This is a genomic window from Chitinophaga cymbidii, from assembly GCF_007992715.1.
GTDB lineage: Bacteria > Bacteroidota > Bacteroidia > Chitinophagales > Chitinophagaceae > Chitinophaga > Chitinophaga cymbidii.
In genome coordinates this window covers 1,913,847-1,937,249 of sequence record NZ_BKAU01000001.1, presented here as the reverse complement: position 1 = coordinate 1,937,249, position 23,403 = coordinate 1,913,847, and the positions used below count along the sequence as shown (strand labels likewise).

Here is a 23,403-nt window from a genome sequence, read left to right as displayed (position 1 = left end):
TCGTGCAAAATTACGGGAATAATTGGTTTTTAGGGAGATTAAATTTTAAAAAATGGCGGAGGGGGCGTCTGTGGCGTAGAGGTATACGAGTTTCCATTCCCCGTCTATTTTCTGGAATTCAAAGTCCCCGATGGTGGCGGAGTCGTCGGAAAGGAGGGCGAGATCGTCGTCAGTAAGGCTTTTCCGGGCGCGGAGCAGCTCGTATTTGTTGGGGAATGTTTCCGCGGTGGGCAGCGCGAGGTAGATATTAAAGAATTTGCTGAATTCTTCTTTATGGATGATCTGAACGGAGGTATCCGCCAGGTTTTCCTTGACCACGAGAGGGAATTCGATATACTGGCTGACGGCGGAGTAATCTTTTTTTATGATAGCTGTATACAGTTTTTTCCAGAAGGCTTCAAATTCCTTGAGGGCGGGCTCATCGGGCATTTGCGCTTTTCCGCCGAGGAGCAGCAGGCAGAGAAACAGGGATAGTAAACCGCATTTCATAGTCACAGGGATAGGTGGTTACAGATATATTATTGCTAATATATGTAAAATTGTATGAATTTTAAAAAAATTTATTGATTTGCAGGGGGTAGCGATCGTATAATATTTTCCCGATCGGAGGACTGTATTTACAGGAAGGCTCCTAACTTGCACCCATCGTTCATCCTTTCTATGTTAACAACAAACCCTTCATCTTCCTTACCCATGATAACCCTGAAGATGCTATTGCCTGCGCAATGGCATCTTTTCTTAGGGGCGATTATTTAACCGGGCCTTGCTGCAGCTGTTCTTTCAACCGCGCTAATTCCACCAGCGCCTTGTTGTGGTCTTCGAGCAACCTGTAATACTTGTCCTTCCAGCTATCCACTTCCTGCATATCCTCGCCCCCATCGTCCGTTTGCCAGTTGCCGTAAAACTCTTTCTGCGTAATCTCCATGACCTGGCAAACTTTTTTAAGCTGCTCGGGCGTGAACACCGCTTTTTCCAGCAGGTTGTACAGCGCGCGGCGGCTCAGCCCCATGCGTTCCGCCAGTTTCGTTTTGTTCAATCCCTTTTCTTCGATGAGCGCGCCAAGCCGCTGGCCATGATGAAAATCGGGCGGAGACGGCGATAACTTGCGGGGATGATTCCAGGCATAAAATTCTTCCAGGCTTATGCCCAGCAGCGTACAAAACTCCAGTAAAGTGGACCGCTTGATGGCTTCCTTGCGAAAATAATAATGGGCTATCTGGTTGGAAAAACCGGCGGTCTCCGCAAAAGCAAGAATCTTCATCTTCTTGTCCCGCACAATTTGTTTCAACCGCGCGCCTTCATGAATAATATTTTTGGAGACAGCTTCCACTGTAAATAAATTTTGTTATACTTGTACTGAATGTCAAGGGATTGTATGACGATCTCTATATCAATATAACATTTTTATTGACATTTGGATAATTGTATTGTTAAACTGATAAAATTTCTATCAAATGCAAGCGAAGAAACTTTCATCCACCAACCTGCTCATGGAAACGCACTCGGGGCTGATACAGCTTCCGAGGAGCTTCCGGGATAGCGTCTGCGAGGAGTGTGGCTGGAGCGAGGCTACGTTCTACAGAAAGACCAAAGGAAAAAACACTTTCAGCAACGCCGAAAAAGAAAAGATCCTGGCAGTAGCAGACACCTTGTTAAAAAGTGTCTGGGAGCAGAACAACAAACTCAGAGGGCGTTAGCTGAACACAAAAGCGTAAAAATCCCTCACACTATGAGCATTTCCATTGCGTAAACCTTCAAACTCATGCAAACAATCAGCAAATCATCCCTGCAAGAAGAACAGCTGCGTAATATCATCGCACGGTTCATTCAACAGCTCTATGAAGTCGGCGGCTATGCAATCCGCCATGTAACGCTTACCCTGCACGGCGACCCTGCATTTTTCTCCGATAGCCGCAGCGTCAACGCCATTTCCGTCAGGAAAATACAGGGAGTTACCACCCTTTCCTACCAGGATATGGACGTGGAAGCTCCTATTTCCAGCACCATCACGCTGGTGGCTACCGACAACCAAAAGCAGCCAGCCTGACCAACCATGCTCCACATTATGGAAAAAGCTAAAAAGCACTTCCCGCTTTTTAGCTTTTTTTATGCCATCGTTCAACTAATTTTTTCTTTTTAAAACTAAATTGTTAGTTTTATAGAAACTTGAACTGATGAGCCGTATTACCTTTCTTTTGATGATCCTCATGGCCGGCAGCATGGCGGGCGTAGCGCAGGATCAGCTGGACAAGACATTGCTCATGGACTACTTCCAGGAGCAGCAATATGACAAAGCGATCCTGTACCTCGAAGAAACGGTGAAGCCGCAAGAGGCTTACGGGTTGGGGCTGCTGGCTTACGCCTATTATCAGAACGGACAGCTGCCGGAGGCGGAGAAATATTATGAACAGGTGCTGGCGAAGGATTCCAATCACATCCAAGCGCATCAGAATCTGGGCAACATCGCGAAGCAGCGGCGGCAGATGATGACCGCCTTCGTGCATTTTGAAAAGCTGGTGGCGCTGCGGCCCAGCAACGCGGCGTACTATAAACAACTCAGCCGTGTTTGTGAGGATATCGCCATTTTGCAGGATACAGCATTTTATTTCCTGCAGCAGTCGTACCGGCTTAACCCGAAAGATGTATCTGTGGTATCCTCCATGGCGGCGGGTTTGATGACGCGGAAGCGAAATGCGGAAGCGGACAGCGTGCTGAAAACCTATTATGCTATGGACAGCAGCCAGCTCAGCATCACCGCGTTACTGGTGAAACTATCTTTCCTGGAAAAGAAATATGCGGAGGCCGTGAAATATGGTGAAAGCTTGTTAAGCGCCAATATCATCGACCCGATGACCTGCATCTACCTGGCCGCTACTTACCTGCAAACGAAAAAATACGACAGCTGCATCCGTGTGCATGATAAAATGATAGCACTTGCGGACGGTGCGCCGGAATCCGTGATGTACTACGCCGCGGTGGCATATGCCGCTCTTGGCAAATACGATCAGAGCAACCAGATGTACCTGGCCTGCATAGACCTCGCGAAATCAAAGAACCTGGATTCGTACTATGCGGGCATGGCGGATAATTTCGAGCAGATGAAACAGTTCAAAAAAGCGATCGCACACTACGATACGGCCTACTATCTTTTTAAAGACCCCATGCGGCTGTACGGCATCGGCAGAATATATGACCAGTCCCTTCAGGACCCGCTGAAAGCCAAAAGGCATTATCAGCAATACCTCAAGCTCGCCAAACCGGAAAGCAAGAACGAAGTTTCCATCCATGCTTATGTAAAAGAAAGGGTCAAAACGCTGTAAACACAACTATGGACACGATCATGCTAAAATCCCGGCTAAAAAAAGCCGGGATTATTTTATTAAATTTAAGCCCCGTTAAAAAACTGTATAAACTCTTTAAATCTATTTGGGAATCATGTCGTACCCATACCAACTCAAGAATTTCGAAGAATATCAGCAAGCATGGCAGCACAGTGTAACAGACCCGGAAGGATTTTGGGCCGATGTGGCGGACCATTTCTATTGGCGCCGTAAATGGGACAAAGTGCTGGAATGGAATTTCAAAGAGCCGGATGTAAAATGGTTCACCGGCGCGAAGCTCAACATCACGGAAAACTGTCTGGACAGGCATCTCGGCACCCTCGGCAATCAGCCGGCCATCATCTGGGAGCCGAATGATCCGGAAGAAAGGCATCGCATTCTTACTTACCGCGAATTATATAACAAAGTTTGCCAGTTCGCCAACGTGCTCAAGAATAATGGGGTGAAGAAGGGCGACCGGGTTTGTATCTATATGGGCATGATCCCCGAGCTGGCGATCGCCGTACTGGCCTGCGCCCGCGTAGGCGCTATCCATTCGGTGGTGTTCGGCGGTTTCAGCGCCCAATCCATCGCCGACCGTATACAGGACGCACAGGCAAGCCTTGTGATCACCTGCGACGGCGCTTTCCGCGGCGGCAAGGACATCCCTCTGAAATCCGTTATTGACGACGCTTTGATGGCCTGCCCGTCTGTTAAGAAAGTGATCGTTTGCACCCGTACCCGCACCCCGGTGAGCATGCTCAAAGGCCGCGACGTATGGTGGGAAGACGAGATCAAGCAGGTAGAAACGATGGGCAATCCTCCCGCTCCCGCCGAAGAAATGGATGCGGAAGACACGCTCTTCATCCTTTACACTTCCGGCTCCACCGGCAAGCCCAAAGGCGTTGTGCACACCTGCGGCGGATACATGGTATACGCCAACTATACTTTTATCAACACTTTCCAGTACAAGCCCCGCCAGGTCTACTTCTGTACGGCTGATATCGGCTGGATCACCGGCCACAGCTACATTGTATACGGTCCGCTGAGCGCGGGCGCCACCACCGTGCTGTTTGAAGGCATTCCCACTTACCCTGACGCGGGCAGGTTCTGGGATATTGTGGACAAGTTCCGTGTAAACGTGCTCTACACCGCGCCAACCGCTATCCGCAGCCTCATGGGCTTCGGGCTGGGACCGGTGAACCACAAGGACCTCAGTTCCCTCACCACCCTGGGCACTGTGGGCGAGCCGATCAACGAAGAAGCATGGCACTGGTATAAAGACCAGATCGGCAAAGGCAAGGCGCCCATCACCGACACCTGGTGGCAAACCGAAACGGGCGGTATCATGATCGCGCCGCTGGCGGGCATCACGAAAGAAAAACCCGGATACGCCACTTTGCCGCTGCCCGGCATTCAGCCGATCCTGGTGGATGAGAACGGCAACGAGATAGAAGGAAACGGGGTGAACGGGAACCTCTGCATCAAATTCCCCTGGCCCGGCATGCTCCGCACCACTTACGGCGATCATGAACGCTGCCGCACCACCTATTTCGCGACTTACGAAAACCTCTACTTCACCGGCGACGGCTGCCTCCGCGACGAAGATGGCTACTACCGCATCACCGGCCGTGTGGACGATGTGCTCAATGTCAGCGGCCACCGCATCGGCACGGCCGAAGTGGAAAATGCGATCAACATGCACGCAGGTGTGGTAGAAAGCGCCGTGGTTGGGTATCCGCACGATATTAAAGGACAAGGCATCTATGCGTTCGTGATCACGGAGAAAAAGCATCACGACCTGGAGCTGACGAAAAAAGATATCATTCAGACGGTTTCCCGCATCATCGGGCCTATTGCGAAGCCGGACAAAATACAGTTCGTTTCGGGGCTTCCGAAGACGCGCTCCGGCAAGATCATGCGCCGCATTCTCCGAAAGATAGCGGAAGGGGAACTGGATAACCTCGGAGATACCTCCACCCTGCTGGACCCTGCGGTGGTGGAAGAGATCAAACAGGGAAGATTATAAAAAGAATGGGGCTGGCCAGGAAGGAAATGGTCAGCCCTAATTTTTTCGGGTACCTGATGGCGGCTGTCATCGCCTAAACGATTCTTAAAGCCCTTTTTTACTTTTTAGTTCTCCCAATATTTTTACGGCCGTATCACCACCGGCGTTCCAACGATCACCACGTTATACAATTCATTCACATCGCTGTTCTTCATGCTCACGCATCCGAGCGTCCAGTTGATGCGGCGGTCCACATAATAATCGCGGATGCCTGACGCCGTTTCCACCCCATGTATCCCGATGCCGCCGCCAATGTCCGCATCTTTCCTGATCAGGCCCTGCGCCTGGCGTTGCTGAAAGCGCTGGTAAGATTCCTGGTTGGGATAATCCAGCAGCAGAAAGCGGCTCCAGCGGTTGTCCGCCCGTTTGGAAAGAATACGGAAAGTGCCGTTGGGCGTGCGCCGGTCGCCCTGCATATATTTATCGGAGATATCCCTGTTGCCGAAAACAACTTTATAGATCTTCAGCAGGGTAGCGTCCTCGTACAGGTACATCCTGTAATCACTTTTATCCACCAGCAGAAAAACTTTTGTTTCATCGATGGATGACGGGTTCAGGCGTACATTATACAGGTCCACAGCGTTATGCTCAAACGCAAATAAAGGTAACACGACGATCAGGAAGCAATAGCGCCACATGGTTGCTCAGGAGGTTTTTCGAAACATTTAACGGCGGGGGTAAAGCGAATATTGTATGAAGGGGCGGCCTCCGATATTATCAGCGGCCGCCCCTTTGTATAGTAAAAAATAATTATCAATATCCGAATATCTCTTCCAGCGTCACCTTCTGCACCTCACCATATTTCTTCAGGTCTTCCGGCTTCACGCGCTCTTCGGAAGCTACAATGCAGTATGAATAAGGTTTCCCGGAGATATTCTGCTGATGCAGCTTTTTAAGATCGTCAAATTTCAGCTTATCGATGCTTTCGTAAACGCTTTTGCGGATGTCTGTATCCAGTCCCAGTTTGCGGGCGCTCAGGTAGCTGAAGATAATCCCGTCCTGCGTGATGCGCTGTGTTTCAATATCCTTCTTCATGCTGCTGCGCGCGGTTTCGAATGCTTTTTCGGATTGCGGCAGCGTATTGAGTAATTCGTTCATCCCCGCGATCGCGTCATTCACTTTATCGGCCTGGCTGCCCACGTAGGCCATCACGCCGTAACGGTCGTTCTTCTTGTTGGGCGTTGCATAATAAGCATATGTAGAATAGGCCAGCGCTTTGGATTCCCGGATGGTCTGGAATACGATAGAGCCCATGCCGCCGCCGAAGTAGTTGTTGAAAAGGTTCACCACAGCGGTATTGGCGGGATCATACACATTGCCGTTGCGCACCCAGCTCACTTCCGCCTGCACCATATCGTAATCCGCAAAGAACACTTTGTTGGCGGTCTGTACGGATTTTTCGAATTTTTGTGCGGGAGGATATGCTTTAAAGGAAGCCGGCAGCGTGTGCATCTGTTTCACAGCGGCGGATGCGTCCGCGAGGCTTTGCGGGCCGTAATAGATCACGGTGTGTTTGTAATTGGGAAGATCATGCAGGATGTTCACCAGTTCCGCGGCTGTCACGGCTTCCAGCTCCTGGTTGCTGAGCTGGTTGTTGAACGGGTTTTTAGCGCCGTAGGTGGCGTAAGAACGAAGGCCGTTGAGAATCTGGCCTTTGTTCAGCTTGTTGTCCGCCCGTTGTTTCAGTATCCTGTTCTTGAAACCGGCCAGCACTTCGTCATCTGCCTTGCAATTATGCAGCAGGTGCTCGAACAGCGCTACCGCCTTGTCGAAATTCTCCTGGAGGCCGGAGATGGAAACGGTTGTTTCTTCGGAGCCGGCGGAGATGTTGAAAGAGCAGGCGATGTTATAAAATTGTTTGCTGATCTCTTCGGAAGAATATTTGTCGGTACCCAGGTATTGCAGGTATTGCGCGGCGAAGGGCAGCTTCTTATTGTTCCATGCGCCCATATCGAAATGATAATACAGGCGGAAGAGGCTGTTGTCACTGTTCTGCACGTAGAGCATGTCCGCATTGCCGGCTTTGCCTTTCTGGATGTCTTTGCTGTAATCCAGCCACTGGGGCTTCACGGCGGTGGCGGGCATGGCCGCTACGGTTTGCAGGAACTCCGATTGTGCGTCGCGGTTCACTTCCACCGGCGTGATCGGCGGTTTGTCTACTTTCACGATGTTCTTATCCTCCCCTTTGCGTTTGTAGAGCAGCACGTAATTGTTGTTCAGCCAGGTGTTGGCGAAATCCACGATCTGCTGTTTGGTGACCTTGCTCATGTCATCGATATAAGCTACATCGTACAGCCAGTTATCGCCGCGATGCTTGATGAAAGCGTCCATCAGCGTGTTGGCGCGGTTGCCGTTGCTTTCCAGGCCCTGTATCTCGTAGAGCTTGAAGTTGTTGACGATCGCGGTGATGAGGGTTTCATCGAACTCGCCCTTGCGCAGTATTTCCAGCTGGCCGAGCAGCAGGTCTTTCACCTCGTCCAGCGACTGCCCCTGCTTTGCGCGGCCGCTCAATGCGAATACCGTATAATCTTTCCAGGGCATGATGCTAACACCGGCGCCGAGAACTTTCTGCTGCTTGTTCAGGTTAAGGTCGAGCAGACCGGCTTTGCCGTTGGAAAGCACTTGCGAGATCACCGTAAGGATAACGGAATTTTTCGTATCCAGCGCGCCGGGCATGCGGAAAGCGAGGTTTACGTTCTCGGCATCCGGACCGAACACCTCTTTCACGATCGGCGCTGTGATGGGCGCTTCAACGGGTGCTTTGTATTCCTGCACGGGCTTCGGCTGCATATAGCTGAACTTCTCGTCCACGCGCTTGATCACGTAGTCGGGATCAAAGTCACCGGCGAAAATGATCGCCATGTTATTGGGTACGTAATATTCGTTGTAAAACTGGCGGATCGCTTTCAGGGAAGGGTTCTTCAGGTGCTCTACCGTGCCGATGGTGGATTGCTGCCCGTAGTTGTGGGTGGGGAACAGCGTTTCCAGCATTTTTTCGTACATCTTGCGGCCGTCATTGTCCAGCCCGCGGTTCTTTTCCTCATATACGGCTTCCAGCTCTGTGTGGAAGATGCGGAACTGCGGATCGCGGAAGCGTTCGGCCTGCACGGTCAGGAATTTATCGATGGAGTTGGAAGGAATATCTTCCTGGTACACCGTTTCTTCCACCCAGGTATGGGCATTCGTGCCTTGCGCGCCCATATTGCTCATCATCTTGTCGTATTCATTGGCGATGGCATATTTCGCGGCGAGGCCGGAAACACTGTCGATCTGCCGGTAGATGCCTTTGCGCTGCGCGGCGTCCGTGGTTTTATTGTAAGTGTCGTACAGCCCTTCGATCTGTTCCAGGTACGGTTTTTCCTTTGACCAGTCCAGCGACCCGTATTGCGCGGTGCCTTTGAAGAGCAGGTGCTCCAGGTAGTGGGCGAGGCCGGTATGGTCTTTCGGGTCGCTGTTGCTGCCGGCGCGCACGCCGATGAGCGTCTGGATGCGGGGCTCTTTTTTATTTACGCTGAGAATAACGGTCAGCCCGTTTTTCAGCTTGTAATAGCGGGCCTGCATGGGATCGCCGGTAACATAACGGTATGTATAGCCTCCTGAGCTGGCTTCCTTCCATTCGTATTTGCCCTGTGCGGACAATTGCAGCGAAGCGGCAAGGGCCAGGAATAAAAAAAGTGAAAAGCTTCTCATGTGGTTGGGTTTGAAATTTTATTGTTCTTCCAAATATAAAAATGCCGCGGCACATTCGGCGCGCCGGGCAGCAATTTTTATGGCAGGGGCTGGATAAACGGAAAAATGGGGGAATTACTGGTATAGGAGGTGGAGGGTATTCACGTATCTGCGGGATGCGGGGGACTGGGCGGTGATGTACACAGAGTCTGTTTTAACATACAGCACATGGTAGTGGTTGGTCACAAAGAAGCCGCGGCTTCCGCGGTACGACTGAAAAAGGCTGTCGTCCATGTATACCAGCGCTTCTGTGGCGGCGGGAGCGGGCAGCTTGTGCATGGAACCGGGAATGTTCAGGTTCTCCGCAGGGCGTTCCGGGGTGGGGGTTTGGGGTAGTTTGATCTTGCTGGCATGGATAAAGATGATTCCACTCACAACGGCTACAAATGACAGGATTGAACGCATAATGGTCTTGGATTTGGTTCTATAGTTTTAAATAGGATAAATACGCCGGGCGAATTGTTACCCCTAAGTTGGTTCTTTTTTTCTAAAAACCGTTAAACCGGAAGCCTACAGCAAAAGGATATTGCTCCAGGCCGTAGTCGTGCAAAGGCGTGAGGGCGAAATTACTGTACAGCTTGATGGGGCCGTAAGCGATCTCGCCGGTAAGGCCAAAACGCCACTTATTCAGGTTGAAATCATCTGTACGCTTCATTTTTCCTCTTTCTTCGCTTACCTGTTTGGTGCGGGATTTCAGGAGGTAGCCTCCGGAAACGCCGAGGCTCAGCTCAAAGGAGCGTCCGGGGCGGGCGGGGTTGGAGTTGAAGTTCAGCATGACAGGGATGGTCAGGTATTGCGCAAACAGCTTGTTCTTGGAGAATTCGATGGAGTCCCGGATAATGGTCGTAGGATAACCGGGCACATAGGTGATGCTGCGCGCATACCGGTAATTATTCATTTCCACGCCGAGCGCATAAACGAGGTTCAGCTTGTGTTTGTGGATGTTCAGCCGCTGCATCAGCAGCCAGATGTTGAAGTTCATGGACTTGCCGGGGATGAGCTTGAACTCCGAAGGCGTCAGCGGTTCACTGGCATTCCGGGGCGCGAAGGTATTGAGCGCGCTGCCGGAATAATCATATCGCTTGTCGGCAACAATGTAATCCGCATATGCCGGAAGGTTGTTGGGCTGCCCGGGGTAGTAGAGGGACATGATCATCGCCGCGCTGTAATCACTGCGGTCGCGATAATTATTGAATCCCACGTCAAACACGAGCCAACGGGTATGCAGGTTCCTTTTGAGCTTGTTGCGGGCATATGCTGTATCCTGGTAGGCCCTGAAAATATTCTTGCCGGCGGCGTCCTTGCCTTTCACCATGATCAACCCTCTTATCTGGATCGTGTCCAGCGCCGCCTGCTGGGCCTTTGCGCCCAGCACCAGGATCATGGTAAGGAGAGTGAGTAAAATTTTATGCTTCATATTGTTGTGCCTGTTTTCTCATAAGCGGCAACTCCGCTTGTTATTATTTTTTCTTCCGGGCAAAAAATCTTGCCACGTTCGTCACTTTGTCCAGCACCTTGCTTTCCAGCCCGTTACCGGTAACGGACATGATCAGCTCTCCCGGTGGCGCAGGCGCGGGAGCTGGTGTTGCCAGCGTTGCCGGCGGTGTTTGATCTTCAAGGGATGGCCGCGCGCCGGACGCCATGGCTGTTTCCGTGCGGGGCACTTCTTTCAGCGGTGTTCTCAGGGTGGCTTCCAGTTGTTGTTTGTCTATTTCGATCGCCGTTGTTTTTTCTGTCCGGATGCTGGCCAGGTCCATAGACGTTGCCGGCGCTTCCCCGGTAACCTCCGGCTGTTTTGCCTGCGGCGCGGCGGCTATGAGTTGTTTTGTGGCGACAGGCGGCTTTGCGGGCAATGATCGCTTGTCATCCGCTGTCTGATTCCCTGACGGCGTTTTTGTTGCGGGCTTTTGATATGCCACCTGTTCGTCCGGCTTGTTGTCTGATGTTGCGGCCAATGCTGCCGGATTGCCGGATTCGGGGCTGGCAGCCTGTCCGCCGGGTTCGTCCGTTACCGCGGAATGCGCTTGATCCGTCTTTTGCCCGCCTGCTCCCTCTTCTTTTGTTGCCGGCTGCACTTTTTCCACATCCGCCAACACCGGCGTTTGATCCGCCACACTCCGGTCAGACAGCTGGAAGAACGCGAGCACTCCCGCTACCATCGCCGCGGCGGCCCACCAGTAGGCCGGGCGCATCCGTATGGTGCGGGTTTTGGTATGACGGTAAAGGAGTGATTTATCTTCAAACCGGATGGAGGGGTCCGCATGCTGCTTGGTGCCCTGCCACATCACCAGCTCCTGCCGTACTTTGGGATGGCGGGCCATGAACTGTTCAAAGGCCAGTTCCTCTTCAGGGTTCAGTTCCCCGTCGATATAGCTCAGCAGGTAGCTTTCGTAATTCTGTAAATGGATCTCGCTCCCGCGGTACAGGGAGGCTTTGTTATCAAATACGATGTTTTCCGGCTGCAGGCGGGTGGCCAGGAGAAGGTCCAGCTCCGCGCGTACCTGGGGATTTGCGGCGGCAAAGCGTTCCAGGGCCGCCTTTTCGTCCGCGTTCAGCTCTCCGTCCACATAACAGTAGAGGTAGCTTTCGTAGTTTGATATGTTGATGTCTGTCGACATAAAATGTTGTTTGATGAATACCTGTTGTCAGATCACATTTTCCATTCTTACCAGGTATTCCTTCAAATGAGCCCTTGCCCGGTGCAAATATACCTTTACCTGCGAAGGGTTGAGCTGCATGATCTCTCCAATTTCTTCGTAGCTGTACCCTTCATAATCTTTCAGGAGAATGAGGGACCGCTGTACATCGCTCAGTTTTTTCAGCGCCTTTTCTATGACGTTCCGCGCGTTGTGCACTTTCTGCTCCGAAACCCGCGCTTCTTCCTTGAATTCTTCCACCAGCGTGATCCGTTTCACTTTCCGCACATGATCGATCATATTATGGTACGCTACGGTAAACAAATAGCTCTTGGCCTTTTCAAAAGGCACATCACTACAATGCTTCCATAATATTTCAAACGCATTCTGTACCACGTCCCTTGAATCTTCCGCATGCTCCAGGTTCTTAACTATGAACCGGAAGAGGTTATCGCTGTACAGGTCCACGCATTTGTTGTACTCCTTTTCCGTCATCCGGTGGCAGGTCTTTTGTGCAATTTCCGACATTTTGGTTGAAAAGCCTCGCCTTAGCCCCTTACCAGGATGGCGCAAATGGCCCTTTCTACCAGCTCCATGACAATATTTCAACGATGCGCAGGCTTCTGACGATCTCCGGCAACTGACGTTCTTCCCCGGTTTTCCAGGGAATTCCTGGCACCGTAGCGAACCAGGTCAGCACCAGGAAGCCCGCCAGTATTGCCGTACAGACAAATATCGGCCACCTCCGGATGAGTAAACGTACAGTACTTTTCGTCATAATCTACCGTCCATGATAATAATATGACGCAAACCGGCGGATAAATGTTACACATCGGTCAAACTTTTTACAGTTCCGCAAAATCCCGCGTTACACATATAAAATACGGGATACATTTAATGCCATAACTTTGTCAAATGAACCAGGAATTTATCAAACGGTTACAGCAGGAGCTGGAGGAGATACAGACCGCCGGCCTGTACAAGCATGAGCGCATCATCACGTCCGAGCAGGGCGCGGAGATCGCAGTGGGCGGAAAAACGGTGATCAATCTCTGTGCAAACAACTACCTGGGCCTCTCATCCCACCCCAAGGTGGTGGAAGCGGCCAAAGAAGCCATCAACACCCATGGCTACGGCATGAGCAGCGTGCGCTTTATCTGCGGCACGCAGGACATTCACCGCGAGCTGGAACAGAAGATCTCCAGGTTCCTCGGCACTGAAGACACCATCCTCTACGTAGCGGCCTTTGACGCGAACGGCGGCGTATTCGAGCCCCTGTTCTCCGAGCAGGACGCCATCATCTCCGACGCCCTCAACCACGCATCCATCATAGACGGCGTACGCCTCTGCAAGGCACAGCGCTTCCGCTACGAGCACAATAACATGGCCAACCTCGAAGCTAAGCTGCAGGAAGCCCAAAGCGCCCGCAGCCGGATCATCGTAACGGACGGCTCCTTCAGCATGGACGGGACCATTGCGCAGCTCGACAAGATCTGCGACCTCGCCGATAAATACAACGCCATCGTCATGTCAGACGAAAGCCACTCCTCCGGCTTCCTGGGCAAGACGGGCCGCGGAACGCACGAATACCGCAATGTAATGGGCCGGGTAGACATCATTACCGGCACCCTCGGCAAAGCGCTCGGCGGCGCTTCCGGCGGCTTCACCAGCGGCAGCAAGGCAACGATCGACATGCTGCGCCAGCGCAGCCGCCCCTACCTGTTCTCCAACTCCGTGGCCCCGAGCATCGTAGGCGCATCCATCGCCGTGCTGGACATGCTCAGCGAAACCACCGAACTGCGGGACAAACTGGAATTCAACACAAAATATTTCCGCGAGAAAATGACCGCGGCCGGCTTTGACATCAAACCCGGCGACCACCCGATCGTACCCGTCATGCTCTACGACGCAAAGCTCAGCCAGCAGTTTGCGGACCGCCTCCTGCAGGAAGGCATATACGTTATCGGCTTTTTCTATCCCGTGGTGCCCAAAGGCCAGGCCCGCATCCGCGTACAGCTCAGCGCCGCGCATGAACAGGAGCACCTGGACAAAGCCATTGCGGCATTTACCAAAGTAGGCAAAGAGCTGGGTGTGCTGAAAGCCGCCACCGCTTAGCGATATCACCGATACTACCACCATTAAAATATCCACAACAGGGGACTGACCAAAATCAGTCCCCTTTTTTGCGCCAAATCCATTCTTCAAGCCTTACTTTTGCACATCATCGAAAAACAAACACCCATGAAACCGTTCAGCCTGCTACTGCTTGCCGCCGCCCTTTTTCTCGGCGCCTGCTCGCCCAACAACGTGAAAGAAGAAAAAAGCTGGGAGAAGTATTTTACCAAATACAAGCTGGAAGGCTGTTTCATGTTGTTCGACAATGGTCAGGGCACCTTTAAGGTCTATAATATTGACCGGGCCAAGCAACGCTTTACGCCTGCATCCACCTTCAAAATATTCAACGCGCTCGTTGGCCTGCAAACCGGCGCCATCCGCGATACCAGCATGGTCATCCCCTGGGACAGCATTCCCCGGGAAAACTCCTCCTGGAACACTGACCTGACCATGGCCCAGGCTTTCCGCCTTTCCTCCGTACCCTACTTCCAGGAGGTGGCCCGCCGCATCGGCCGCGATACCATGCAGCACTGGCTGGACTCCGTGCAGTACGGCAACCGCAAGATCAGCCGCATCGATACTTTCTGGCTGGATAATTCATTGCAGGTTTCGCCGGACGAGGAACTGGGCCTCGTAAAGCAGCTTTATTTCAACCAGCTCCCCTTTCAGCGCCGCGCCCAGGAGCTGGTGTCCGCCGTCATGCTGCAGGAATCAACGCCCAAATACAAGCTGGCCTACAAATCCGGATGGGGCGTTTCCGGCGCCAAACATATCGGCTGGATGACCGGCTGGATCGAAGAGAACAGGCATCCCAGCTTTTTTGTGCTGAACTTCGAAACAGAAGACCCTTCGCTGGACATTACCGCGGTGCGGGACGAGCTGATGCGCGGCATTCTTGCCGAAGAAGGATTTTTCAAAGGAGAGAAATAAGCCTGTTAAAAAACTTATAAATCCTTCCCCCGCACCCTTGTAATACGTTACAAAAAAATTATTTTTGACTATCGCCCCGGCGCTGACCGGGGTGCGTCATTTTAGCCATGTTAAGATTTCAACATACAGAATACCTCTGGGCCTTTGTGCTCCTCATTGTATTAGTGCTGGCCTTCGCATGGGTTTCCTGGTGGAAGCGGCGTTCCGTAAGGCGCATGGGCGATCCGGCCATGGTGGAAAAACTGTTCAGCGGCTATTCCCGCCGCCTGTTCACCATCAAGTTCCTGCTGGTCTTCGTCGCCTTTTTCTTCGGCGTGATCGGCCTCGCCAATCTGCAGAAAGGCAGCCGCCTGGAAAAGATCACCCGCAAAGGCGTAGACGTGATCATTGCGCTGGATGTGAGCAAAAGCATGCTGGCCACCGATGCCAAGCCGGACCGGCTGACGCGCGCCAAACAGCTGGTAACCAGGCTGATGGAGAAACTCGATAACGACCGGGTGGGCCTGGTGGTCTTTGCCGGCAATGCCTACCTCCAGATGCCACTGACGGTGGACTATTCCGCCGCCCGCATGTATCTCAACAGCATCACGCCGGACCTGATACCGAAGCAGGGCACGGAGATCAACGAGGCCATCCGCATCAGCGACGAGGCTTTCAACAAAAAAGAACGCAAGCACAAAGCCCTCATCATCATTTCCGATGGGGAAGATCATAATGAAGGCGCCGTGGCCGAAGCGAAAAAAGCGCTGGAAAATGGCGTGGTGATCAATACCGTAGGGATCGGCTCCCCCACCGGCGCTCCGCTGCCCGATCCCGCCGCAGGCGGACTGAAAAAAGACCGCGACGGCAACACCGTTATCTCGAAACTGAATGAAGACGCCCTCAAATCCCTCGCATCCACCGGAAAAGGCATGTACCTCCACCTGATGAACAATACGGATGATGTGGTGGAAGCCCTCTCCACGAAGATCGACAGCATGGAACAAAAAGAATTCGGGGAAAACGTCTTCACCGACTATAACAGCTATTTTCAATACTTCCTGGGTATCTGCCTCCTGCTGATACTGCTCGAATTTTTCGTGCCGGAAGGCCGGAAAAAGAACGCCGATGCCAACGCATTGCCGGGATTAAAAACCGCGAACAGATAATGAGGTACCGTTTATTTCATATGCCCGTTGCCGTTATCGGTATTTTGCTTTGCTCCACGCTCGCCGCATCCGCGCAGGAAGGCACCAACAAGCTGATCCGGAAAGGGAACGAACAATATAAAAAGCAGCAGTATGCGGACGCGGAAGCCAGCTACAAGAAAGCGCTGGAACGCAACGCCAGATCCGTGGCCGGCCATTACAATCTCGGCAATTCATTATATGAACAGAAAAGATTCGAGGCCGCCCGCCAGCAATACGCCAACACGCTCAAAACAGAAGCGGGCAAAGCAGTGAAAGCAGACGCCAATTACAACATCGGCAACACTTTCATGGAAGACAAGAAATGGGAAGAAAGCATCAAATCTTATAAAGCCGCGCTGAAAGCCAATCCCGCGGATGAACAGGCCCGCTATAACCTTGCCTACGCGCAGGCCATGCTGAAAAAGCAGCAAAACCAGCAGCAGGGCGGCGGCAACAATAAAGACAAGAACGATAAAAAAGACCAGAAGAATAAGGATAAAGATCAGAAAGACGATCAGCAGAAAAACCAGGACAAAAAAGATCAGGATAAACAGGACCAGCAGAAAGACAAGGAGCAGCAGGATAAAGAGCAGCAAAAGAATCAGCCCAAACCCAGCAAGCTGACGCAGGAAGAGGCCAAGCGCTTGTTGCAGGCCCTTGCGCAGCAGGAAAAGAAATTGCAGGAAGACAAGATGAAGAAGGCGAAAGCAAGTCCGGGCATGGTGGAGAAGGATTGGTAAATAGAAAAACCGCCTGTGCAGTGAACAAGGCGGCTTTCTGTACTTTCCTCTCCAAATAAAAAACGCGTGAGTTAACGCGCGTCAAAACATAGTTTCCGTTCAAACGATATGTAAAATTACGCGGTATACGCCGCCGATGTTTGGACAAACCGGCGATTGAATGGTACTATTTGAACATCGCTTCCCGGAACTCATGCGGTGAAGACGCGGTATGATTCCGGAAAAACCGGCTGAAATACGCAGGGTCCTCAAAACCAAGCTCATAGCAGATCTCCTTCACGCTCCGGTGGCTAAAAGCCAGCTGCCGCTTCGCTTCCAGCACCAACCTGTCATGTACCATATCCGTTACCGTTTTACCCAGCACCTCCCGCGTAATTTCGTTGAGCCGTTTGGATGTCAACGCAAAATGCTGCGCATAAAAATCCGCTTTATGCTCCTGGCGGAAATGCTTCTCCACCAGCTGCCGCAGTTTTACGATGCGCGCGTCGTGATGCTGCAGCGCCGGCGAATTGGCTACGTTATGCTTCCGCTCCCGCTCCACCAGTAAAAGAAAAGCATTCAGGTAATGCTTGATCACGCTGCTGTTGCTGCCTTCCAGCTGAACGGACAGCTCGTTGCGCATGAGCGCGATCAGCTGCGAAAAATTGGCTGCCGCGGGATGGCTGACCCGTATCGGCGCATATGCCTGCGATGAATCGAACAGGGTGGTAAAATCGTATAGCGATTCCCGGTCGTGCCGGTTGCTGAAATAAAACTCCTCCGTGAAAGTGACGCTGAAGCCGAAAATGCTGGCGTCCAGCAACTGGTGCACCTGTCCCGGCCCCAGTAAAAAGATCATATTGTCCTCCAGCCCGTAAGACACAAAATCAACAATATGCTCGCCGGAAGCCCGGGTCAGCCACACGATCTGGAAGTCGTGGTGCCGGTGAGGCTGTGTGGTCAGCTCACTATGGAAATGCTCCACTTCAAAAATGCTGAACTGCCCGCTGAAGGGCAATTGCTGATAGGGTATGGTGTCCACGAGATAAGTATAATGGCTACAAACAGCGTATCCGGGTAAAACTAGACATTTCCCGGTCATGTTCTTTACCGTTCATATAAAATAACAAAACTGTATGTCCCGCCGGGATTTACTAATTTTGTCCCTACATCTATTCTGATCATTCATGCAATTATATTGCCATTCACTGACTCAATATAAACGGCTGGCTACGCTGGAAGTAAAGGTAGGAGACCTGACGATCGGTAATTTCCATCCCATCCGTATCCAGACGATGACCACTACGGACACCATGAACACGCAGGCGACCGTAGAGCAGGCCATCCGCTGTATAGACGCCGGCGCCGAGCTGGTGCGGATCACGGCGCCCAGCAAATCCGAGGCTGAAAACCTCCTTCCCATCAAGAACGAACTGCGCCGCCGGGGCTACAATACCCCGCTGGTGGCCGACATCCACTTTACACCCAACGCCGCCGAAATAGCGGCCCGCATCGTGGAAAAAGTGCGGGTCAACCCCGGCAACTATGTCGATAAGAAAAAATTTGAATTGCTGGAATACACCGATGCTGAATACCAGGAAGAGATAGACCGCATCCGCGACCGTTTTACGCCGCTGGTGAAGATCTGCAAGGAATATGGTACGGCCATGCGCATCGGCACCAACCACGGCTCTCTGAGCGACCGCATCATGAGCCGCTACGGCGATACGCCAATGGGCATGGTGGAAAGCGCCATGGAATTCCTGCGCATCGCGGAAGACCTGCAATACCGGAACATCGTGCTCAGCATGAAAGCCAGCAATCCGCAGGTGATGGTGCAGGCTTACCGCCTGCTGGTGCAGACCATGCAGCAGGAGCTGGGCCACGCCTACCCGCTGCACCTCGGCGTTACAGAGGCCGGCGACGGGGAAGACGGCCGGATCAAATCCGCCGTGGGCATCGGCACCCTGCTGGAAGACGGCGTGGGCGACACCATCCGTGTGTCCCTCACGGAAGATCCCGAATTTGAGCTGCCCGTTTGCCGCGACCTGGTGAAACGCTACACACACCGGGTATCTCATCCCGCCATCGAGCCACTGAACGAAAACAAGCTGCCTTATTCCCCCTTCACCTACCGGCGCCGGGATACCCTGGCCGTAGACAATATCGGCGGGAAACAGGTGCCCGTCGTAGTGGCCGATTTCAGCCATCTGCATACCATTACACACAAAGACCTGCCATCCATCGGTTATACCTACGATGAGCCGACCGACAAATGGACCATCGGCGATGCGGCGGCGGACTACATCTTCACCGGCAACCAGGTGCTGCCCTTCGCTTTACCGGGCACGCTGAAGGTGATCGTACAATATCATACCTGGCTGCAGGCGGAAGACAAGGAAAAATATTTTCCCTGGATGGACATCCACGGCTACCTCGCCGCCCGCGCGAACAACCGCCTGTCGAGGATCAACTTCGTGGCGCTGAACGCGGATGACTATGTCAAAGCAGAAACCACTGCCTTCCTGGAACAGCTGCAGGATGATACAGTACCTGTTGTATACTCCAATTCTTCACATGCCATGGCTACCGTGAGAAGAGCGCTGGCCGGCATCATGGAAAAACGTATAGCCCAGCCCGTTATCCTGTTCTGCAACAGCGGGCACGGGAATGCGGACGAAGACCTGATCCACTACGCCACAGAAACCGGCGCCTTGCTGCTGGACGGCTTTGGGGACGGCCTCTGGCTGAAAGCGCAGCCTGATCTGACCATTCAGCATCAACCCGCTCCTGTAACCGAACCAACGGCGCTGATCAACAACATCGCATTCGGCATCCTGCAGGCCACCCGCTCCAGGATCTCCAAAACAGAATATATCTCCTGCCCATCCTGCGGCCGCACGCTGTTCGACCTCCAGGAAACCACCGCCCGCATCCGCGCGGTGACCAACCATCTGAAAGGCGTGAAGATCGCCATCATGGGATGCATCGTAAACGGTCCCGGTGAAATGGCCGACGCTGATTTCGGGTATGTTGGCAGCGGCGTGGGAAAGATCACGCTGTACCGCGGTAAGGAAGTGGTGAAACGCGGCCTCAGCAGCGATGTTGCGGTGGACGAGCTAATCAACCTGATCCGGGATAACGGTATGTGGGTGGAGGCAAAGTAGCAGGAAAAAAAGAGGCCGGCCAATACTGGTCAGCCTCCAAAACTGTAACTGGGGTTAACAAAAGCAGTGTGTACCTTAACTTTTTTTTGTTCTGAACTTTTCCCGTTAGGGATTTGGGGTTAATAGCATTAATAGCGTGACACAAAAATACTACCCAACAGAGGGTAGGTCAAGCGTAGTTATACGCAAAATGTTGCGTATTTTCCCCCTATTCAGGATGCATGGTTGTTTGAGATTTGGCATCCTGCTTGCTCCTCCATTAAAAACGATCTTATATGAAAAATCTGCTGATCGCCGGAACCCTGCTGCTGATGGCATGCGGCCCCAATACTTCCCAGACTTCCGAACGACGGGTATCGTCAAGTGACAGTGCTGTTCAACAGGAGCTCACTGTAAAGCCCGCCGCGGGCTACTTTGCCCGGAACGATATCAAACAGAACGATACGATTGCCTGCTGGGTACTTGAAACGGCTGCCGAAAGGGATAGCGTGCTGGGCATTGCAAAGACCATGAACAATGTGATCGACACGCCGGATTTCAGTAAAGAGGTAATGGCGGTCGTAACCCTCACACCATCCAGCCTGACGCAGGAATTAACGCTCCGTTCCGCTACGCAGACGGCCGATGAGGCCAACCTTCATTTCGCTATCAAAATCGATACGCCGAAAAGAACACATAATTCCGCTGCTGTCTGGGTGGGGTTCGTGCCCAGATCTGAAGGGATGAAAAAGATAAATTTCTACCGGGGAGATGAGCGGATAGAAACCATTCACCTCGACAAATAACTGAAACGCCCGCTGTTCCTTTACAACGGGCGTTTCGCATTTTAAATATCGTATTCAAGACTGGGCCGCAGCCAGCGTTCTGCTTCTTCAATCGTCCAGCCTTTCCTTTCCGCATAATCTTCCAGCTGGTCTTTTTCAATCTTACCAAGCCCGAAATATTTGGATTCCGGGTGGGCGAAATACCATCCGCTTACGCTGGAAGCCGGGTACATGGCCAGTGATTCCGTTAATATAATACCGGTGGCTTCCGTTGCGCCGAGCATGTCGAACAGCTTGTACTTTTCTGTATGTTCGGGGCAGGCGGGGTAACCCGGAGCGGGACGGATGCCCATGTACTCTTCCTTGATCAGCTGGTCGTTGTTCAGGTGTTCCTGGTTGGCATATCCCCAGAACTCCTTCCGCACACGTTCATGCATCAGCTCGGTGAAAGCTTCCGCCATGCGGTCAGCCAGCGCCTTCAGCATAATGCTGCTGTAGTCGTCGTGCTCCGCTTTGAATTTATCCAGATGCTTTTCAATGCCTTCGCCGGCGGTTACAGCAAATCCGCCGATATAATCCTGTTTACCGGTGGAAGCGGGGGCGATAAAGTCCGCCAGGCAGAAGTTCGGTTGTCCCGGTGCTTTTTTGACCTGCTGGCGCAGGGATTCCAGCGGGATCACAGCGCCGTCTTCCGTAGTGGCATGCACCGTATCCACACCGTTACTGTTAGCCGGGAAAATACCGATCACTGCCCTGGCCCGCAGCCATTTTTCTTCCACGATACGCCGGAGCATTTCCTGCGCGTCGTTGAAAAGGCGGGTGGCTTCTTTGCCTACCACAGCGTCTTCCAGTATCTGCGGGAATTTGCCGTGCAGTTCCCATGAAATGAAGAAGGGCTGCCAGTCGATATATTTCACGATCTCCGCGAGATCGTAATGATCAAACGTTTTGGTTCCGATAAACGCGGGCTTCACGGGATTGAACTTTTCCCAGTCGATCTGCACCTTGTTCTTCCTGGCTTCGGCTATCGGCAGGTATTGTTTTACGGGCCTTTTGTTCCGGAAAGCTTCATTCAGCTTCACATATTCGCCTTTAACTTCTTCAAGGAAGTTTTTGTTGAGGGCTTTGTTGAGCAGGTTACCGGTAACGGTTACACTGCGGGAAGCGTCCAGTACGTGCACCACCCCATTTTCGTACTCCGGCGCGATCTTCACGGCGGTATGCGTGCGGGAGGTAGTGGCCCCGCCGATGAGCAGTGGAATGTTGAATTGCTGGCGCTTCAGTTCCCGCGCGATGTGCACCATTTCGTCCAGGCTCGGCGTGATCAGGCCACTGAGGCCGATGATGTCTACTTCCTGCTCTCTCGCGGTCTGCAGGATCTTTTCGGCCGGCACCATCACACCAAGGTCGATGATATCATATCCGTTACATCCCAGTACAACCCCTACGATGTTCTTGCCGATATCATGCACGTCGCCTTTCACGGTGGCGAGCAGTATTTTTCCGGCGGACTTGATCTGGCCGCCATTCTCCGCCACGAGCTTCGCTTTTTCCGCTTCGATGTAAGGGGTGAGCACCGCCACGGATTTTTTCATCACGCGCGCGCTTTTTACGACCTGGGGCAGGAACATTTTGCCGCTGCCGAACAGATCGCCCACGATGTTCATGCCATCCATCAGCGGGCCTTCAATCACTTCAAGGGGACGCGGATATTTCAAACGGGCTTCTTCCGTATCTGCTTCGATATAATCTGTAATGCCGTTCACCAGCGCATGGCTGAGCCTTTCTTCCACAGTGCCGTTACGCCATGCTTCGTCTTTCTCCACCACTTTGCCTTTGGCCTTTACGGTTTCGGCAAAATTGATCAGTCTTTCCGTGGCATCTTCCCGTCGGTTCAGGATCGCATCTTCACACAGTTCGCGGAGCTGCGGTTCGATCTCGTCGTAGATCTGTATCATCCCAGCATTGACGATGCCCATGTCCAGCCCCGCTTTGATCGCGTGAAGCAGGAACACGGAGTGCATCGCTTCGCGCACTACGTCATTCCCACGGAAAGAGAAAGATACGTTACTGACGCCGCCGCTGATCTTCGCTAACGGCATCAGCTGCTTGATCTGCCGGCACGCTTCGATGAAATCCACCGCATAGTTATTATGTTCTTCAATGCCGGTGGCAATGGCAAATATGTTCGGGTCGAAGATGATGTCCTGCGGATCAAAACCTACTTTATCCACCAGTATCTTGTACGCGCGGTGGCAGAATGATACGCGCTTTTCGAGCGTATCGGCCTGACCGTTCTCATCAAAGGCCATCACCACTACTGATGCGCCGTAGCTCTGGCAGATAACGGCCTGCTCGATAAACTTTTCTTCCCCTTCTTTGAGGCTGATGGAGTTCACGATGCATTTGCCCTGGAGGCATTTAAGACCGGCTTCAATAACGCTGAATTTGCTGGAGTCTATCATGACCGGGATGCGGGAGATGTCCGGTTCGGAGGCCAGCAGGTTGAGGAAGGTGGTCATGGCTTTTTCTCCGTCGAGCAGCGCATCGTCCATATTCACGTCGAGCACCTGCGCGCCGCTTTCTACCTGTTGGCGGGCAACGGACAGTGCTTCCTCAAACAATCCCTCGCGGATAAGCCTTGCGAATTTCTTGGAGCCGGTAACGTTGGTGCGCTCACCGACATTGATAAAGTTGGTTTCCGGCCTTACCACCAGCGGCTCCAGGCCGCTCAGGCGTAAGTACGGTTTGATCGTACGGGTAGTGTTCATTACAATTCCTCTGGT

General features: G+C 52.5%; 21 protein-coding genes. 10 read left to right on the top strand and 11 right to left on the bottom strand.

Translation table 11 applies throughout. The annotated features are described in order from the left end of the window. Positions 1 to 45 precede the first annotated feature (45 nt). Together CCY01nite_RS07910 and CCY01nite_RS07905 are read right to left on the bottom strand one after the other, a co-directional pair. On the bottom strand, positions 46 to 489 hold the full coding sequence (locus tag CCY01nite_RS07910) for a hypothetical protein (RefSeq protein WP_146859438.1): 444 nt from the start codon (positions 487 to 489) through the stop codon (positions 46 to 48). A gap of 259 nt (positions 490 to 748) precedes the next feature. Further along, the gene (locus tag CCY01nite_RS07905; protein ID WP_146859436.1) at positions 749 to 1,330 is read right to left on the bottom strand and encodes a helix-turn-helix transcriptional regulator; all 582 of its coding nucleotides are present in this window, start codon (positions 1,328 to 1,330) and stop codon (positions 749 to 751) included. Positions 1,331 to 1,454: 124 nt separating this feature from the next. Here CCY01nite_RS07905 and CCY01nite_RS07900 point away from each other — a divergent pair, with 124 nt between their 5' ends. The 4 genes from CCY01nite_RS07900 to acs all read left to right on the top strand — a co-directional run bounded on the left by CCY01nite_RS07900 (position 1,455) and on the right by acs (position 5,349). Continuing rightward, the gene (locus CCY01nite_RS07900; protein WP_146859434.1) at positions 1,455 to 1,697 is read left to right on the top strand and encodes a hypothetical protein; all 243 of its coding nucleotides are present in this window, start codon (positions 1,455 to 1,457) and stop codon (positions 1,695 to 1,697) included. A 65-nt stretch (positions 1,698 to 1,762) separates the two neighbouring features. Then, positions 1,763 to 2,047 (top strand): hypothetical protein, encoded by a 285-nt coding sequence (locus CCY01nite_RS07895; protein ID WP_146859432.1) that lies wholly within the window; start codon positions 1,763 to 1,765, stop codon positions 2,045 to 2,047. Between the two features lie 127 nt (positions 2,048 to 2,174). Then, positions 2,175 to 3,320 (top strand): tetratricopeptide repeat protein, encoded by a 1,146-nt coding sequence (locus tag CCY01nite_RS07890; protein ID WP_146859430.1) that lies wholly within the window; start codon positions 2,175 to 2,177, stop codon positions 3,318 to 3,320. Positions 3,321 to 3,435: 115 nt separating this feature from the next. After that, positions 3,436 to 5,349, top strand: coding sequence for an acetate--CoA ligase (gene acs, locus CCY01nite_RS07885; protein ID WP_146859428.1), 1,914 nt, complete (start codon positions 3,436 to 3,438; stop codon positions 5,347 to 5,349). Positions 5,350 to 5,471: 122 nt separating this feature from the next. Here acs and CCY01nite_RS07880 read toward each other — a convergent pair whose 3' ends face one another. From CCY01nite_RS07880 to CCY01nite_RS07850, 7 genes are all read right to left on the bottom strand, one after another. Continuing rightward, complete coding sequence (locus CCY01nite_RS07880; protein WP_146859426.1) at positions 5,472 to 6,026, bottom strand: L,D-transpeptidase family protein; 555 nt, start codon at positions 6,024 to 6,026, stop codon at positions 5,472 to 5,474. 115 nt (positions 6,027 to 6,141) lie between these two features. Then, positions 6,142 to 9,078, bottom strand: coding sequence for a M16 family metallopeptidase (locus CCY01nite_RS07875; protein WP_146859424.1), 2,937 nt, complete (start codon positions 9,076 to 9,078; stop codon positions 6,142 to 6,144). A 114-nt stretch (positions 9,079 to 9,192) separates the two neighbouring features. Next, complete coding sequence (locus CCY01nite_RS07870; protein ID WP_146859422.1) at positions 9,193 to 9,522, bottom strand: hypothetical protein; 330 nt, start codon at positions 9,520 to 9,522, stop codon at positions 9,193 to 9,195. 82 nt (positions 9,523 to 9,604) lie between these two features. Further along, positions 9,605 to 10,534 carry an outer membrane beta-barrel protein gene (locus CCY01nite_RS07865; RefSeq protein ID WP_146859420.1) on the bottom strand — a complete coding sequence of 310 codons (930 nt, stop codon included), beginning with the start codon at positions 10,532 to 10,534 and terminating at the stop codon, positions 9,605 to 9,607. A 43-nt stretch (positions 10,535 to 10,577) separates the two neighbouring features. Beyond that, positions 10,578 to 11,735, bottom strand: coding sequence for a hypothetical protein (locus CCY01nite_RS07860; protein WP_146859418.1), 1,158 nt, complete (start codon positions 11,733 to 11,735; stop codon positions 10,578 to 10,580). Between the two features lie 27 nt (positions 11,736 to 11,762). Next, on the bottom strand, positions 11,763 to 12,281 hold the full coding sequence (locus tag CCY01nite_RS07855) for an RNA polymerase sigma factor (RefSeq protein ID WP_246129881.1): 519 nt from the start codon (positions 12,279 to 12,281) through the stop codon (positions 11,763 to 11,765). A 55-nt stretch (positions 12,282 to 12,336) separates the two neighbouring features. Next, entirely contained in the window at positions 12,337 to 12,531 is a 195-nt protein-coding gene (locus tag CCY01nite_RS07850) for a hypothetical protein (RefSeq protein WP_146859416.1), read from the bottom strand. Between the two features lie 137 nt (positions 12,532 to 12,668). Here CCY01nite_RS07850 and kbl point away from each other — a divergent pair, with 137 nt between their 5' ends. The 4 genes from kbl to CCY01nite_RS07830 all read left to right on the top strand — a co-directional run bounded on the left by kbl (position 12,669) and on the right by CCY01nite_RS07830 (position 16,707). Next, on the top strand, positions 12,669 to 13,868 hold the full coding sequence (kbl, locus tag CCY01nite_RS07845) for a glycine C-acetyltransferase (protein WP_146859414.1): 1,200 nt from the start codon (positions 12,669 to 12,671) through the stop codon (positions 13,866 to 13,868). A 126-nt stretch (positions 13,869 to 13,994) separates the two neighbouring features. Next, on the top strand, positions 13,995 to 14,798 hold the full coding sequence (blaOXA, locus tag CCY01nite_RS07840; RefSeq protein ID WP_146859412.1) for a class D beta-lactamase: 804 nt from the start codon (positions 13,995 to 13,997) through the stop codon (positions 14,796 to 14,798). A 107-nt stretch (positions 14,799 to 14,905) separates the two neighbouring features. After that, positions 14,906 to 15,946, top strand: a complete 1,041-nt coding sequence (locus tag CCY01nite_RS07835) for a VWA domain-containing protein (protein WP_146859410.1) — start codon at positions 14,906 to 14,908, stop codon at positions 15,944 to 15,946. Next, positions 15,946 to 16,707 carry a tetratricopeptide repeat protein gene (locus CCY01nite_RS07830; protein WP_222614327.1) on the top strand — a complete coding sequence of 254 codons (762 nt, stop codon included), beginning with the start codon at positions 15,946 to 15,948 and terminating at the stop codon, positions 16,705 to 16,707. Before CCY01nite_RS07835 ends, CCY01nite_RS07830 begins: the two co-directional genes overlap by 1 nt. A 166-nt stretch (positions 16,708 to 16,873) precedes the next feature. Here the strand turns inward: CCY01nite_RS07830 and CCY01nite_RS07825 are convergent, their stop codons facing one another. Further along, complete coding sequence (locus CCY01nite_RS07825) at positions 16,874 to 17,728, bottom strand: helix-turn-helix domain-containing protein (protein ID WP_186830961.1); 855 nt, start codon at positions 17,726 to 17,728, stop codon at positions 16,874 to 16,876. A gap of 145 nt (positions 17,729 to 17,873) precedes the next feature. Between CCY01nite_RS07825 and ispG the strand changes: the two genes are divergently transcribed. Together ispG and CCY01nite_RS07815 are read left to right on the top strand one after the other, a co-directional pair. Then, positions 17,874 to 19,853 (top strand): (E)-4-hydroxy-3-methylbut-2-enyl-diphosphate synthase, encoded by a 1,980-nt coding sequence (gene ispG / locus CCY01nite_RS07820; protein ID WP_146859406.1) that lies wholly within the window; start codon positions 17,874 to 17,876, stop codon positions 19,851 to 19,853. A gap of 275 nt (positions 19,854 to 20,128) precedes the next feature. Then, positions 20,129 to 20,638 carry a hypothetical protein gene (locus tag CCY01nite_RS07815; protein ID WP_146859404.1) on the top strand — a complete coding sequence of 170 codons (510 nt, stop codon included), beginning with the start codon at positions 20,129 to 20,131 and terminating at the stop codon, positions 20,636 to 20,638. A 41-nt stretch (positions 20,639 to 20,679) separates the two neighbouring features. Here CCY01nite_RS07815 and metH read toward each other — a convergent pair whose 3' ends face one another. Continuing rightward, positions 20,680 to 23,388, bottom strand: a complete 2,709-nt coding sequence (gene metH / locus CCY01nite_RS07810; protein WP_186830960.1) for a methionine synthase — start codon at positions 23,386 to 23,388, stop codon at positions 20,680 to 20,682. Positions 23,389 to 23,403: the final 15 nt, after the last annotated feature.